Here is a 14,502-nt window from a genome sequence, read left to right on the forward strand (position 1 = left end):
ACGCCGATGCTGGACCAACTCGACAAGGAATTCGCCTTTGGCCGCCAGTCGCTCGACGTGCGCGCCTACCGGCAGGAGCTGCTGTCGTCGAACATCGCGAACGCCGATACGCCCGGCTACAAGGCGCGCGACGTCGATTTCTCCTCGGCGCTCTCGAGCGCGCTCAAGCAGAGCGGCGCTTCCGGCGCGACCGGCCAGGCAACCGGCAACGCCGCGCCGCTCGCGCTCGCGCAGCCCGCGGGCGTGACGAGCGGCATGTCGATGGCGACGACGCAAGCGGGCCATATGGCCGGCAACGCCAAGCTGATCCCGACGGGCGGCCCGTCGGACAACTACGGCCAGCTCGCCTATCGGATTCCGCAGCAGCCCGCGCTCGACGGCAACACGGTCGATCTCGACAGCGAGCGCGTCCAGTTCGCCGACAACTCGCTGCACTACGAATCGCAGATGACCGCGATAACGGGCGACATCAAGTCGATGCTCGCGGCGATCACGTCGGGCAGCTGAACGAGTCACCAAACGAACGCCATTCACCACCGCACGCAACGGGGACTAAAGAGAGGTCAACGAACGCCATGCCATCCTTGATGAACATTTTCGACGTTGCGGGCTCGGCGATGTCCGCGCAATCGCAGCGACTGAACGTCACCGCGTCGAATCTCGCCAACGCGGACAGCACGACAGGCCCCGACGGCCAGCCCTACAAGGCCAAGCAGGTCGTGTTCGCGGTCGATCCGCTCGGCGGCTCGCGCACGGCCTCCGGCCAGCAGGTGGGCGGCGTGCGGGTGACCGGCGTCGTCGACGACCCCACGCCGATGAAGACCACCTACGACCCGAGCAATCCGGCGGCGAATTCGGACGGCTACGTGACGATGCCGAACGTCGACCCGGTGCAGGAAATGGTGAACATGATCTCGGCGTCGCGCTCGTACCAGGCCAACGTCGAGACGCTGAACACCGCCAAGAACCTGATGCTGAAAACACTCACGATCGGTACCTGAGGAGAGAAGGCCCGTGACCACCAACACGTCTATCGGCAGCACCAGCGCCACCTTGCAGAACCTGATCAACACGGTGAACGGCACGTCGGACAGTTCCACGAGCTCGAGTTCGACCTCGAACTCGAGCTCCGCGTCGAGCCTGCAGAGCACCTTCCTGCAGCTGCTCATCACGCAGTTGAAGAATCAGGACCCGACCAACCCGACGGACAGCTCGCAGCTGACCTCCCAGCTCGCCCAGATCAACACGGTGTCGGGCATCAGCCAACTGAACTCGACGCTGACCTCGCTCGCCTCGCAGCTGACGGCGCAGCAGCAGACGCAGTCGGCCAACCTGATCGGCGCGACCGTGCTCACGCCGGGCACCTCGGTGTCGGTGTCGAGCGGCTCGATCACGCCGTTCGGCGTGACGCTCTCGGGCGCGGCGACCGATGTGAAGGTCACCGTCACGAACTCGGCGGGCCAGCTCGTCAACACGATCAATCTCGGCAAGGAATCGGCGGGCACGGTGCCTGTCACCTGGAAGCCGGTCGATGCGTCGGGCAACACGCTCGCCAACGGCACCTACACCATTTCCGCGACCGCCACGATCGCGGGCGCCCAGGCCACGCCGTCCACGGTCACGGGCTCGACGATCGAGGGCGTTCTGCCGCAGACGACCGGCACCCCGAACCTCGTGCTGTCGAACGGCAATACGGTCAACTTGTCCAGCGTCGCTGGGATTCTCTAATTCACCACGGATTTTTTAAGGGAAAACGGTCATGGGTTACAACACCGGATTGAGCGGTCTGGCCGCGGCGACGAACGATCTCGACGTGATCGGCAACAACATCTCGAACGCCAACACCGTCGGCTTCAAGCAGAGCGCGGCGCAATTCGCGGACGTCTACGCGAATTCGATCGCCACCTCAGTGAACAACCAGATCGGCATCGGCACGCAGCTCGCCGCCGTGCAGCAGGACTTCTCGCAAGGCACGATCACGACGACTGGTCAGGCGCTGAACGTGGCGATCAACGGCACCGGCTTCTTCCAGATGAACAACAACGGCACGCTGACGTACTCGCGCAACGGCGTGTTCCAGCTCGACAAGAACGGCAACATCACCAACGCCGAGGGCCTGAAGCTGATGGGCTACACGGCGAACTCGAGCGGCGTGATCAACACGGCCTCCACCGTGCCGCTGCAAGTGCCGACCACCAACGTCGCGCCGACCGCCACGAGCAACATCACCGCGCAGCTGAACCTCGACTCGCAGGACACGACGCCGACGGTCACACCGTTCTCGGCAACCAACTCGCAGACCTACAACTACTCGACCTCGATCCAGACCTACGACTCGCTCGGCGGCACGAACCAGGTCAACATGTATTTCGTCAACAACGGCGGCGGCACCTGGACTGTGTACGGCGGCAAGTCGAGCGGCACGATCAGTGCGCTCGGCACCATGACGTTCAACTCGTCGGGCACGCTGACCGGCACCACGGCGACGGGCGCCGGCGTGACGAGCCCGGCCACCGGCGAGTTCACCTTCACGATCCCGACGACCGACGGCAGCACCACGCCGCAGTCGCTCACGCTGAACCTCACGGGCACGACCATGTACGGCAGCGCCGACGGCGTGAACAACCTCGCGCAGGACGGCTTCGCGAGCGGCCAGCTGACGAACTTCTCGATCGGCTCGAACGGCACGTTGACCGGCAACTATTCGAACGGCCAGACCCAGGCGCTCGGCCAGATCGTGCTCGCCAACTTCAACAACCCGAACGGCCTGACGGATCTCGGCGGCAACGAGTTCGCCCAGACCACCGCGTCGGGCGTGCCGCAGATCTCCGCGCCGGGCAGCACGAACCACGGGACGCTGACGGGCGGCGCGATCGAAGCGTCGAACGTCGACCTGACCACGCAGCTCGTCGACCTGATCACCGCGCAGCGCAACTACCAGGCGAACGCGCAGACGATCAAGACGCAGCAGACCGTCGACCAGACGCTGATCAACCTGTAAGCGCGATCTAGCCGGCGAACCGATTCACCGAGAACCACGCACGAGAACGAGCGAGTCATGGATCGACTGATCTACACCGCAATGACGGGCGCGAGCCAGGCGCTTGCCCAGCAGGACGTCGTCGCCAACAACCTGGCGAACACGTCCACCACGGGCTTCAAGGCGCAGCTCGCGAATTTCCGTTCCGCGCCGATGTCGTTCGGCGACGGCACCACGGTCAACGACAGCACGACCCGCACGTTCGTGCTGTCCGCGACGCCGGGCGCCGACTACACGCCGGGCCCGATTTCGCAGACCGGCAACCCGCTCGACATCGCGGTGCAGGGCCAGGGCTGGATCGCCGTGCAGACGGCCGACGGCAACGAGGCCTACACGCGCGCCGGCAACCTGCACGTCGACCCGAGCGGCCAGCTGATGACGGCGACCAACCAGCCGGTGGTCGGCGGCGGCGGCCCGATCTCGGTGCCGCCGGGCTCGGACGTCACGATCGGCAAGGACGGCACGGTGTCGGCGCTGCTGGCGGGCAGTGCGCCGAACGCGATCGTGGTGGTCGACCAGATCAAGCTCGTCAATCCCGATCCGGCCACGCTCCAGCGCGGCAACGACGGCATGTTCCACACGGCGGACGGCAATCCCGCCGACGCGGACCAGACCGTCGCGCTCGCACCCAAGTCGCTCGAAGGCAGCAACGTGAATCCGGTCGCGGCGATGGTGTCGATGATCACCAACGCGCGGCAGTTCCAGATGCAAACCAAGATGCTGCAGAACGCCGACCAGAACGACCAGTCGGCGAACCAGCTGTTGAGCTTCACCTGATCGACACAGGAGAACAACCCAAATGAACCGTTCCCTCTACATCGCCGCCACCGGCATGAATGCGCAGCAGGCGCAGATGGACGTGATCTCGAACAACCTCGCCAACGTGAGCACGAACGGCTTCAAGGGCTCGCGCGCGGTGTTCGAGGACCTGATGTACCAGACGCTGCGCCAGCCGGGCGCGAACTCGACGCAGCAGACCGAGCTGCCCTCCGGCAGCCAGGTCGGCACCGGCGTGCAGCAGGTCGCGACCGAGCGTCTCCACACGCAGGGCAACCTGCAGCAGACCGGCAACTCGAAGGACGTCGCGATCAACGGCAACGGCTTCTTCCAGGTGCAGATGCCGGACGGCACGACCGCCTACACGCGCGACGGCTCGTTCCAGACCAACTCGCAGGGCCAGCTCGTGACCTCGAGCGGCTATCAGGTGATCCCGGCGATCACGATTCCCGCGAACGCGACCTCGCTCACGATCGCGAGCGACGGCGTCGTGACCGTGACGACGCCCGGCTCGAGCAACAACACGACGGTCGGCACGCTGCAGCTCGCCACCTTCATCAACCCGACCGGCCTGGAGTCGAAAGGCGAGAACCTGCTGTCGGAAACGGCTTCGTCGGGCGCGCCGACCGTCTCCGCGCCGGGCTCGAACGGCTCGGGCACGCTCAGCCAGGGTTACGTGGAAGCGTCGAACGTGAACGTCGTGCAGGAGCTCGTCAACATGATCCAGACGCAGCGCGCGTACGAGATCAACAGCAAGGCCGTCACGACGTCGGACCAGATGCTGCAGACCTTGAGCCAGATGCAGGTCTGACGCGGGTTTGACGGCGGGTTTCGCGATTTAGGCAATGAATAAGGCGGTGGTAATCAAGATGTCGCAGCTCTCTCGTATTCCGGTTCCCCTGCGCGCGTTGCGCGCAGCCTCGATGCTCGCGTTCGCCGGTGTAGTGGCGGCAGGCGTGCTCGGCGGCTGCGCGCAGCTCAAGAAGGAGCCGATCACGCAGCAGCCGATGACAGCCACCCCGCCGATGCCGCCGCAGATGAACCCGCCCGGCTCGATCTACAACCCGGGCTATGCCGGGCACCCGCTGTTCGAGGACCAGCGTCCGCGCAACGTCGGCGACATCCTGACCATCGTCATCGCGGAAAACATCAACGCGACCAAGTCGTCGGCCGCGCTCGCGGGGCGCAACGGCACGACCAACATCTCTGTGCCGACCGCCGGCTTCCTGAGCGGCCTCTTCAACCACGTGAACCTCAACGCGTCGGGGGCGAACACGTTCTCGGGCTCGGGCGGCGCGAACGCGTCGAACACGTTCAACGGCGTGATCACCGTCACCGTCACGAACGTGCTGCCCAACGGCAACCTCGTGGTGAGCGGCGAGAAGCAGATGCTCATCAACCAGGGCAACGAGTTCGTGCGCTTTTCCGGGGTCGTGAACCCGAACACGGTCGCGGGCGACAACAGCGTGTTCTCGAACCAGGTGGCCGACGCGAAGATCGAGTACTCCGCGAAGGGCTACATAGACGAAGCCGAGACCATGGGATGGCTGCAGCGCTTCTTCCTGAACATTGCGCCATGGTGACCGTGATGAGCTCGAATTCCATTTCTCGCGCGGCGCGGCGGATGCGCGCCTTCGGCGCAGCCTTCCTGATGTTCGTGCTGGGCTGCGCCGCGCTCTTCGGCGCCGCGTTCTTCGCTGCCGACGCGCATGCCGAGCGCCTGAAAGACCTCGCGCAGATCCAGGGCGTGCGCGACAACCCGCTGATCGGCTATGGCCTCGTCGTCGGCCTCGACGGCACGGGCGACCAGACCACGCAGACGCCGTTCACGACGCAGACGCTCGCGAACATGCTCGCGAACCTCGGCATCTCGATCAACAACCAGCAGATCGGCGGCACCAGCGGCAGCAGCTCGACGCTCAACAACATGCAGCTGAAGAACGTCGCCGCGGTGATGGTGACGGCCACGCTGCCGCCGTTCGCACGGCCGGGGCAGGCGATCGACGTGACCGTCTCGTCGCTCGGCAACGCCAAGAGCATCCGCGGCGGCACGCTGCTGCTGACGCCCATGAAGGGCGCGGACGGCCAGGTCTACGCGCTCGCGCAGGGCAACGTCGCGGTGGGCGGCGCGGGCGCGAGCGCGAACGGCAGCAGGGTCCAGGTCAATCAATTGGCTGCGGGCCGCATCACCGACGGCGCAATCGTCGAGCGCGCCGTGCAGACGCGCGTGATGGACGCCGGCGGCATGATGCAGATGGAGCTCAACGACACCGACTACGACACCGCGCAGCGCGTCGTGGCCGCGGTCAACAACGCGTTCGGCCAGGGCACGGCGACGCCGCTCGACGGCCGCACGATCCAGCTGCGCGCGCCGGCCGATCCGGCGCAGCAGGTCGCGTTCATGGCGCAGCTCGAGAACCTCGATGTGAAGCCGGCGCTCGCGGCCGCGAAGGTGATCCTGAACGCGCGCACGGGCTCGATCGTGATGAACCAGATGGTGACGCTGCAAAGCTGCGCGGTCGCGCACGGCAACCTGTCGGTGGTCGTGAACACGCAGACCGTGGTGAGCCAGCCCGGCGCGTTCTCGAACGGCACGACGGTGTCCGCGAAGCAATCGCAGATCCAACTAAAGCAGGACAACGGCGCGCTCAAGCTCCTGACCGCCGGCGCGAATCTCGCCGAAGTGGTGAAGGCGCTCAACGCGCTCGGCGCGACGCCGGCCGACCTGATGTCGATCCTGCAGGCGATGAAGGCCGCCGGCGCATTACAGGCTGACCTCGAGATCATCTAAGCAGCTGTAAGCAGCAAAGAACCAAGAAGGACGGATGATGGATAACTCGAACGCAAACAATGCCGCACTCGACCTGTCGCAGCGCTTCGCGCTCGACACGCAAGGCTTCGACGCATTGCGCGCGCAGGCCAACGCGTCGCCCCAGGCCGGCCTGAAGATGGCTGCCCAGCAGTTCGACGCCGTGTTCACGCAGATGATGCTGAAGAGCATGCGCGATGCGACGCCGCAGGACAGCCCGCTCGATTCGAACGACACCGCGCAGTTCACGTCGATGATGGACCAGCAGCTCTCGCAGCAGATGTCGTCGAAGGGCATCGGCGTGGCCGACATGATGCTCAAGCAATTGATGCGCAACTCGGGCATGCAGGCCGGCGCGGGCAACGAAGGGAGCAACACCGCCTTGAACGCGCTCTCGAAGGCGTTTGCGAATGCGCAGGCGAACGGCTCGCTCGCGTCCGGCAAGGGCTACTCGGCCAACAGCGCGCTGACGCCGCCGCTGCGCGGCAACGGCGCTTCGCCGAAGGTGGATTCGTTCGTCGACAAGCTGGCCGAGCCCGCGCAGGCGGCGAGCGCGGCGACCGGCATTCCGGCGCGCTTCATCATCGGCCAGGCGGCGCTCGAATCTGGCTGGGGCAAGAGCGAGATCAAGAAGGCCGACGGCACGACGAGCCACAACATCTTCGGCATCAAGGCGACCAAGGACTGGACCGGCAAGACGGTGTCGACGCTGACGACCGAGTACGTGAACGGCAAGCCGCATCGCGTGATCGAGAAGTTCCGCGCCTACGACTCGTACCAGGACGCGATGACGGACTACGCGAAGGTGCTGAAGAACAACCCGCGCTATGCGTCGGTGATGAATTCGTCGCACGACGCGGAGAGCTTCGCGCACGGAATGCAGCGCGCGGGCTATGCGACCGATCCGCACTACGCGAAGAAGCTTATTTCGATCATGCAGCAGATGGTTTGAGGGTTTGTCATACGGCGGTTGGTTTCTTTCGCCTGTTTTTTCGCGAAAACTTTGAATTCGCGGCGGTGCGTATAGTCCGTCCCTCCCCGGGACCGGGGTCACTTTTGTCCTTGCCAAAAGTAACCAAAAGCGCGTCCTGGGCGGACGGCCTGTCTCGGAGGCACGCAGTGCTGTTGGCGGTAGCGTTCTGGGGGCTACCGTTACCGCCCGCCGTACGTCCCGTTAGCACGCGGCACTGAAGTGCGCAGAGTCGAATCAAACCAATACTGATGGTCAGGCAAGGTCCGAAGGCGCTTGTCTTGCGATGCATGCTTCATGCGCTCCTGCTGACTTTCAATCGTGGGTGACATAGGGCGCGGCCAAACCGATGCCTTCCATCTGCTTCGTCGCGGGGCCGTTCCGTGCCGCGTGCTAACGGGACGTACGGCGAGCGATAGCGGTAGCCCATTGACCGCTACCGCTGACAGGACTGAGTGCTAACGGGCCAAGGCCGTCCGCCGAGGACGCGCTTTTGGTTACTTTTGGCAAGGACAAAAGTGACCCCGGTCCCGGGGAGGGACGGACTATACGCACCGGCGCGAAATCAAAGTTTTCGCGAAAACCTTAGCAAAAGAAACCAAGAGCCGCAGGCAAAATCGCCCAGCGATGAAAGGTTATAGTCAGGATCTAAGCGCGATTTGGCGCCGCGAGCGATCCAAATATGTCTCGGGCCGCCGCGCCCATTTGCTGAAGCCCAGCCAGCCGGACCGTTCCCGGCACCCGCATCAGCCAAAAATTTTCAATATTTGCTATAAACTTCGCCGGTTAGCTGCCGCTAATCAGAGAGACCAAGTGTCGGATTCCGCACGAGTCCGGCCTATATGCGCGCCACCAAGCCCCACGGCGTGCCCGCGAGAGAACGGAATACCGGCAAGCCCATGGAAATCAATCAGTCGCAACAGACGCCGGAGGAATCCGCGGATTCCGGTCCGGATTTCGGCCGTCGCAATCCGCTGGAAATCGGCGTGCAGTTGCGCAACCTCCTCAACCGCGGCGATTTCCTGACCGTCCAGTACAACGGCGGGCAGCTCGTCACGCGCATTCTCGACGTCGACGCGCGCGAGCGCGTGTTCGTGTTCGACTGGGGCGCGCTCGCGGAGCAGAACAAAGGGATGCTGGCCGCGCAGCGCTGCATGTTCCATGCATCGCCCGAAGGCGTGCGCGTCGAGTTCACCACCGGCACGCCGCGCGAGACCCGTTTCGAAGGCCTGCCTGCGTTCGAGGCGTCGTTTCCCGAAGTGCTCTATTACGTGCAGCGGCGCGAGTATTTCCGCGTCGATGCGCCGATCCTGGACCCGTACGTCTGCAAAGGCCGCCTGCCCGACGGCGACACCTTCCGCTTCGAAGTCCATGACCTGTCGCTCGGCGGCATCGGAGTGCGCACCACCGACGAGCGCGTCGCCGAGATGCCGATGGGCACGCTGATCGAGGGCGTCGAGGTGCTGTTGAACACGCACGGCACGCTCTCGCTCGACCTGCAGCTCGTCTCGCATCGCTCGTCGGACATGCCCAACGGCATGCGCCGCTACCAGCTCGGCTTCCGCTTCATGTCGCTGCCGGGCAGCGCCGAGAACACGCTGCAGCGCCTCATCACCCAGCTCGAAATGAAGCGCCGCTCGCTCGTGCGCGCCTGACGTCCTCCCGATCCGCCACGCCTTCTCCGCCTGCTCGCTCGAGCGGGTGGAGAATTGGCGATCGATTCACACGCTTATCCGCGCTTTGCCCGCGCTTCGCGCTGCCGATAATGCAGTGTGGAGCCGCGCCGCCTTACCGTTTCTCCCTCAATTTTTTCCGCCCGGCGCCGTTATACAGCCTGTTCACGCAACGCGGCGGACGGATGCTATGCCCGCCCATTTAGGATGACGCATGTCCAACAATATCTTCAGCATTGGTCTTAGCGGACTTCAGGCCGCCCAGTGGGGCATGACGACGACGAGCCAGAACATCAGCAATGCGTCGACGCCCGGCTATGACGTCGAGAGCCCCGTTCTTGCGGAAGCGAACGGGCAGTACACGGGCTCGGGCTACATGGGCGGCGGCGTGAGCACCGCGACCACCCAGCGCGCGTATAGCCAGTACCTCACGACGCAGCTGAACAACGCACAGGCGACCAACAGCTCGCTGACGGCCAACAACACGATGGCCTCGCAATTGAACAACCTGGTGGGCAGCCCGACGGGCGGTATCTCGGCGGCAATCACCACCTATTTCACGGGACTGCAGAGCGTCTCGAACAATCCGAGCAGCCTTGCTACGCGGCAGACCGCGATCAGCGACGCGCAATCGCTCGCCGACCAGATCAACACGGCCGGCCAGCAATACGACTCGCTGCGCCAGAGCGTGAATCAACAGCTCTCCACGACCGTCACCCAGATCAACACCTACTCGACGCAGATCGCGCAGCTGAACAGCCAGATCCAGGCTGCGAGCGCGCAAGGCCAGCCGCCGAATCAGCTGATGGACCAGCGCGACCAGGTGGTGTCGAACCTGTCGCAGCTGGTGGGTGTCTCGGTCGTGCAGAACAGCAGTGGCTATAGCCTGTTCCTCGGCGATGGCCAACCGCTCGTGGTCGCCAACCAGAGCTTCCAGCTCGCGGCCGTCACCTCGCCGAGCAACCCGAGCGAGACGGCGATCGCGTACAACGGCATCGCGGGCTCGAGCTCATCGACCGACTATCTGCCGAGCACCGCGCTGACGGGCGGCACGCTGGGCGGCCTGACGTCGTTCGTGAGCCAGACGCTCGACCCGGCCGAAGCGCAGCTCGGCGCGATCGCGACGAGCTTCGCCTCGCAGGTGAACGCGCAGAACTCGCTGGGCCTGACGCTGTCGGGCACGACCGGCGGCAACCTGTTCACGGTGGCAGGGCCGACCGTCTACGCGAACAAGAACAACACGGGCACGGAAACGTTGTCGGTGACGCTGACGAACCCGTCCGCTCCGCCGACCGACAACTACTCGCTCGCGTTCAACGGCACCAACTACACGGTGACAGACACGTCGACGAACACCGTGGTCAGCTCGACGACCACCGCTCCGACCACCGTCGCGGGCATGACGCTCACGTTGTCGGGCGCGATGACGGCCGGCGATTCGTTCACGATCCAGCCGACCTCGGGCGCCTTGAACAGCTTCGCGCTCGCGACGACGAGCGCCTCCGCGATCGCGGCGGCGTCGCCGGCGCTGGCGTCGGCGACGACCTCGAACACGGGCACGGGGAAGATCACGGCGGCCACGGTGTCGTCCGGCTATTCGCTCGCGAGCACGATCACGCTGACCTACAACTCGGCGACCGGCACGCTGAGCGGCGTTCCGGTCGGCTCGTCCGTGTCGCTCAATGGGGGGGCGGCGACGACGAACACCACGGGTTCGGTGGCCTACACGTCGGGCAACTCGATCTCGATCAATGGCGTGTCCTTCACGATCAGCGGCACGCCGGCCAACGGCGACACCTTCACGATCGCCCCGAACACGGGCGGCACGAGCGACGGCAGCAACGCGCTCGCGATCTCGAACCTCGTGTCGAACTCGGTGCTGTCGAACGGCACGGCCACGCTAACGGGCGCGTACGCGAACTACGTGGACAACATCGGCAACGCGGCGAGCACGCTGCAGTCGGCGAGCAAGACGCAGACCGCGCTCGTCACCCAGATCACGTCCGCGCAGCAATCGGTTTCCGGCGTGAACCTCGACGAAGAGGCGTCCCATTTGCTGCAGTACCAGCAGCTCTATCAGGCGAACAGCAAGGTGATCCAGACGGCGAATTCGCTGTTCCAGACCCTGCTCGGCATCTTCAATTGAGGCGGTAAGCGATGCGTATCTCGACTTCGCAGTACTACAGCTCGAACGTCCAGACGATGGACAACCAGCAGGCTCAGCTCAGTCAACTGCAACAGGAGCTGTCGAGCGGCAACGCGCTGTCCACGCCGGCCGACAATCCGCTCGGCGCGGCGCAGGCCGTCACGCTGACGATGCAGACCTCGACGCTCGCGCAGTACACGACGAACCAGAACTCGGCGCTTTCGTCGCTGCAGCTCGAGTCCACGACGCTCTCGAGCGTGACGAACGTGATGCAGAGCATCACTTCGCTGATGGTGCAGGCGAACGACCACTCGCTTTCCGACAGCAACCGCAGCTCGATCGCCACCGAGCTGCAGGGCGACCGCAACCAGCTCCTGACGCTCGCGAACACGACCGATGGGACGGGCAACTACATCTTCTCGGGATTCCAATCGGCGACTCAGCCGTTCACGAGCAACGCGGGCGGCGGCGTCACGTACCACGGGGACACCGGCGAGCGCCTGGTGCAGGTGTCGGGCACGCGGCAGATCGTCACGAACGACAACGGTGCGAGCGTGTTCATGAGCGTGGCGGCGATCGGTTCGTCACCGGTGCTGGCGGGTTCGTCGTCGAACACCGGCACGGGCAGGAGCGGCGCGGTGACGATCACCAACCCGGCGGTGACGACGAACACCGACAGCTACTCGATCACGTTCGGCGGCACGGCGGCTGCGCCGACCTACACGGTGACGGACAACACGATCGGCGCGTCCAGCGCCACGACGACGTCCTACACGGCGGGCACGACGCCGCTGACGATCGGCCTCGGCACCGGCATGACGGCGTCGATTTCGGGGACGCCGGCGGTTGGCGATTCGTTCTCGGTGACGCCGGGCACGGCGACGTCGAACAGCAACTTGTTCACGACACTCGACTCGATCATTGCCGCGCTGCAGGTGCCGGTGAGCAGCAACCCGACGGCCTACGCGACGCAGCAGAATGCACTCACTGCAGGCACGACGGCGTTTCAGAATTCGCTGACGAACATCTCGATGGTGCAGGCTTCGGTCGGGGGGCGCTCGCAGGAGTTGACTGCACTGCAGACGTCGACTACGAATGAGTCGACGCAGATGCAGAGTAATCTGGCTGATATCACTAGCGCGAATATGGTGTCCACCATCAGCCAGTATGAAGAGGTGCAGAACGCGCTTTCGGCTGCGCAGAAGAGCTTTGTGCAGATTCAGGGGATGTCGTTGTTTCAGTACATCACCAACTGAGGCTGGCTTTGGGCGCCAGCGGTTTTGGTTTTTGCTGCTGGCGGTTGTTGTTTTTGCCTTTCGGCGCTTGGTTTCTTTCGCCAAGGTTTTCTTTTAAAAGTTCATATCGCGACGGTGAGCACGCTTTGCCCCTCCCCGGGGCGGGGGTCACTTTGGTCTTGCCCAAAGTAACCAAAGGCGTGTCCTGGGCGGACGGCCTTGGCCCGTTAGCACTCAGTCCTGTCAGCGGTAGCGGTCAATGGGCTACCGCTATCGCCCGCCGTACGGCCCGTTAGCACGCGGCACGGAATTGCGCAAAGTCGAATCAAATCAATACTGATGGTCAGGCCAGGCCAGAAGACCCTTGTCTTGCGATGCTGCTTCATGCGCTCCTGCTGACTTTCAATCATGGGTGACACAGGGCGCGGCCAAACCGATGTCTTCCATTTGTTTCGTCGCGGGGCCGTTCCGTGCCGCGTGCGAACGGGACGTTCGGCGGGCGATAGCAGTAGCCCCCAGAACGCTATCGCCAACAGCACTGCGTGCCTCCGGGACAGGCCGTCCGCCCAGGACGCGCTTTTGGTTACTTTTGGCAAGGACAAAAGTGACCCCGGTCCCGGGGAGGGACGGACTATACGGAGCGGCGCGAAATCAAAGTTTTTACGAAAGCCTTAGCAAAGTTTTTACGAAAGCCTTAGCAAAATTCTTACGAAAGCCTTAGCAAAAGAACCGCCGAAAGGCAAAAGCAACTACTTAAGCCCAGCAGCCACGCGCCCAATCGCATCAACACCGAGATCGAACATCCGCGAGAAAAACGGAATCATATTCGGCAACATCAACTGCACGAGCAGCAAGCCGACGAGCATCGTCACAGGAAATCCGATCTGAAAGATACCGATCTGCGGCGCCGCGCGATTCAAAACCCCCAGCGCCAGGTTGGCGATCACAAGCGCCGCCACCACCGGCAACGACAACAACAACCCCGCCGAAAACAACGTCCCACCCCACTCGACAAGCGTGCGCCAGCCAGGCGCATTGAGCAGATTCGCCGAGATCGGCACAGTCTGAAACGTCGCGACGAGCGCCCCAATCACCTGCAAGTGTCCGTCGAACGCCAGGAAAGCCAGCATCGCAATCGTGTTCAGATAGCGCGAAAGCACATCGCTGGAATTGCTCGAGCCCGGTTCGAAAAAGGTCGCAAACCCAAGCCCCATCTGCATCCCGATGATCCCGCCGGTCGTCTCGACGGCGCCGAACACGATCTGCATCGTGAGCCCGAGCGCCGCGCCGATCAGGAACTGGTTCACGATGATCCAGATGCCCGCCGCCGAAAACACTGTAGGCGGCGGCAGCGGCCCGAGCGTCGGCGCGACGATGATCGCAATGAGAGCGGCCAGCCCGATCTTCACGCGCGCCGGCACCAACGAATGGCCAATCACCGGCGCCGTCGTCACTAGCGCAAGAATGCGCACGAACGGCCACAGGAACGCCGTGAGCCAGGTGTTCAGCTGCGCATAGGTGACGGAAAACATCGCGGGGAGAGAAGGAACGAAGCGGGCGCCGCCGCGTCAGCCAGCGACTTGCGGCGCGATCGTGAGCATGTGCCGAAGGTAGTCGAGCATCGTCGTCAGCATCCACGGCCCCGCGATCACGAGCGTCACCGCAACCGCGAGCAGCTTCGGAATGAAGGACAGCGTGGTCTCGTTGATCTGCGTGGCCGCCTGGAACAGGCTCACCACGAGGCCCACTACGAGCGCCACCAGCAAGAGCGGGGCGGCAAGCACAAGCGCAACGTACATCGCCTGGTGCGCAAGCGTCATTACGGATTCGGGCGTCATGTTCAAGTCTGCTT

14 protein-coding genes are annotated in these 14,502 nt (G+C 64.1%); 12 read left to right on the forward strand and 2 right to left on the reverse strand.

What is annotated here, in order from left to right:
- The first annotated feature begins 6 nt into the window (after positions 1-6).
- From FAZ69_RS09900 to flgL, 12 genes are all read left to right on the forward strand, one after another.
- Positions 7-507: a flagellar basal body protein gene (locus FAZ69_RS09900; RefSeq protein WP_136893849.1), complete on the forward strand. Its 501-nt coding sequence runs from the start codon at positions 7-9 to the stop codon at positions 505-507.
- 68 nt (positions 508-575) lie between these two features.
- The gene (flgC, locus tag FAZ69_RS09905; RefSeq protein WP_136893851.1) at positions 576-1,001 is read left to right on the forward strand and encodes a flagellar basal body rod protein FlgC; all 426 of its coding nucleotides are present in this window, start codon (positions 576-578) and stop codon (positions 999-1,001) included.
- 13 nt (positions 1,002-1,014) lie between these two features.
- On the forward strand, positions 1,015-1,728 hold the full coding sequence (locus FAZ69_RS09910; RefSeq protein ID WP_136893853.1) for a flagellar hook assembly protein FlgD: 714 nt from the start codon (positions 1,015-1,017) through the stop codon (positions 1,726-1,728).
- Positions 1,729-1,759: 31 nt separating this feature from the next.
- Positions 1,760-3,001 carry a flagellar hook protein FlgE gene (flgE, locus tag FAZ69_RS09915; protein ID WP_136893855.1) on the forward strand — a complete coding sequence of 414 codons (1,242 nt, stop codon included), beginning with the start codon at positions 1,760-1,762 and terminating at the stop codon, positions 2,999-3,001.
- Between the two features lie 57 nt (positions 3,002-3,058).
- On the forward strand, positions 3,059-3,817 hold the full coding sequence (flgF, locus tag FAZ69_RS09920) for a flagellar basal-body rod protein FlgF (protein ID WP_136893857.1): 759 nt from the start codon (positions 3,059-3,061) through the stop codon (positions 3,815-3,817).
- 22 nt (positions 3,818-3,839) lie between these two features.
- The gene (flgG, locus tag FAZ69_RS09925) at positions 3,840-4,628 is read left to right on the forward strand and encodes a flagellar basal-body rod protein FlgG (protein ID WP_136893859.1); all 789 of its coding nucleotides are present in this window, start codon (positions 3,840-3,842) and stop codon (positions 4,626-4,628) included.
- A 58-nt stretch (positions 4,629-4,686) separates the two neighbouring features.
- Entirely contained in the window at positions 4,687-5,400 is a 714-nt protein-coding gene (gene flgH, locus FAZ69_RS09930; protein WP_136894900.1) for a flagellar basal body L-ring protein FlgH, read from the forward strand.
- A complete protein-coding gene (locus tag FAZ69_RS09935; protein WP_136893861.1) occupies positions 5,394-6,608 on the forward strand; it encodes a flagellar basal body P-ring protein FlgI in 1,215 nt (404 codons plus the stop codon). The genes flgH and FAZ69_RS09935 overlap by 7 nt, the downstream gene beginning before the upstream one ends.
- Before the next feature lie 37 nt (positions 6,609-6,645).
- Positions 6,646-7,578: a flagellar assembly peptidoglycan hydrolase FlgJ gene (gene flgJ / locus FAZ69_RS09940; protein WP_136893863.1), complete on the forward strand. Its 933-nt coding sequence runs from the start codon at positions 6,646-6,648 to the stop codon at positions 7,576-7,578.
- Between the two features lie 917 nt (positions 7,579-8,495).
- A complete protein-coding gene (locus FAZ69_RS09945; RefSeq protein ID WP_136893865.1) occupies positions 8,496-9,251 on the forward strand; it encodes a flagellar brake protein in 756 nt (251 codons plus the stop codon).
- Between the two features lie 232 nt (positions 9,252-9,483).
- Complete coding sequence (flgK, locus tag FAZ69_RS09950; RefSeq protein WP_136893867.1) at positions 9,484-11,415, forward strand: flagellar hook-associated protein FlgK; 1,932 nt, start codon at positions 9,484-9,486, stop codon at positions 11,413-11,415.
- Positions 11,416-11,426: 11 nt separating this feature from the next.
- Positions 11,427-12,671, forward strand: coding sequence for a flagellar hook-associated protein FlgL (gene flgL / locus FAZ69_RS09955; protein WP_136893869.1), 1,245 nt, complete (start codon positions 11,427-11,429; stop codon positions 12,669-12,671).
- Positions 12,672-13,399: 728 nt separating this feature from the next.
- Here the strand turns inward: flgL and fliR are convergent.
- Positions 13,400-14,182 carry a flagellar biosynthetic protein FliR gene (gene fliR, locus FAZ69_RS09960; protein ID WP_136893871.1) on the reverse strand — a complete coding sequence of 261 codons (783 nt, stop codon included), beginning with the start codon at positions 14,180-14,182 and terminating at the stop codon, positions 13,400-13,402.
- 36 nt (positions 14,183-14,218) lie between these two features.
- A complete protein-coding gene (gene fliQ / locus FAZ69_RS09965) occupies positions 14,219-14,488 on the reverse strand; it encodes a flagellar biosynthesis protein FliQ (RefSeq protein WP_136893873.1) in 270 nt (89 codons plus the stop codon).
- Positions 14,489-14,502 lie beyond the last annotated feature (14 nt).

Origin of the sequence: Trinickia terrae (genome assembly GCF_005144415.1) — a bacterium.
GTDB classification, from domain to species: domain Bacteria; phylum Pseudomonadota; class Gammaproteobacteria; order Burkholderiales; family Burkholderiaceae; genus Trinickia_A; species Trinickia_A terrae.

Coding starts and splice junctions, on each gene's coding strand:
- FAZ69_RS09900 (WP_136893849.1), top strand. CDS start 7: ATGCTGGACCAACTCGACAAGGAATTCGCCTTTGGCCGCCAGTCGCTC.
- flgC (WP_136893851.1), top strand. CDS start 576: ATGCCATCCTTGATGAACATTTTCGACGTTGCGGGCTCGGCGATGTCC.
- flgE (WP_136893855.1), top strand. CDS start 1,760: ATGGGTTACAACACCGGATTGAGCGGTCTGGCCGCGGCGACGAACGAT.
- flgF (WP_136893857.1), top strand. CDS start 3,059: ATGGATCGACTGATCTACACCGCAATGACGGGCGCGAGCCAGGCGCTT.
- flgG (WP_136893859.1), top strand. CDS start 3,840: ATGAACCGTTCCCTCTACATCGCCGCCACCGGCATGAATGCGCAGCAG.
- flgH (WP_136894900.1), top strand. CDS start 4,687: ATGTCGCAGCTCTCTCGTATTCCGGTTCCCCTGCGCGCGTTGCGCGCA.
- FAZ69_RS09935 (WP_136893861.1), top strand. CDS start 5,394: ATGGTGACCGTGATGAGCTCGAATTCCATTTCTCGCGCGGCGCGGCGG.
- flgJ (WP_136893863.1), top strand. CDS start 6,646: ATGGATAACTCGAACGCAAACAATGCCGCACTCGACCTGTCGCAGCGC.
- FAZ69_RS09945 (WP_136893865.1), top strand. CDS start 8,496: ATGGAAATCAATCAGTCGCAACAGACGCCGGAGGAATCCGCGGATTCC.
- flgK (WP_136893867.1), top strand. CDS start 9,484: ATGTCCAACAATATCTTCAGCATTGGTCTTAGCGGACTTCAGGCCGCC.
- flgL (WP_136893869.1), top strand. CDS start 11,427: ATGCGTATCTCGACTTCGCAGTACTACAGCTCGAACGTCCAGACGATG.
- fliR (WP_136893871.1), bottom strand. CDS start 14,182: ATGTTTTCCGTCACCTATGCGCAGCTGAACACCTGGCTCACGGCGTTC.
- fliQ (WP_136893873.1), bottom strand. CDS start 14,488: ATGACGCCCGAATCCGTAATGACGCTTGCGCACCAGGCGATGTACGTT.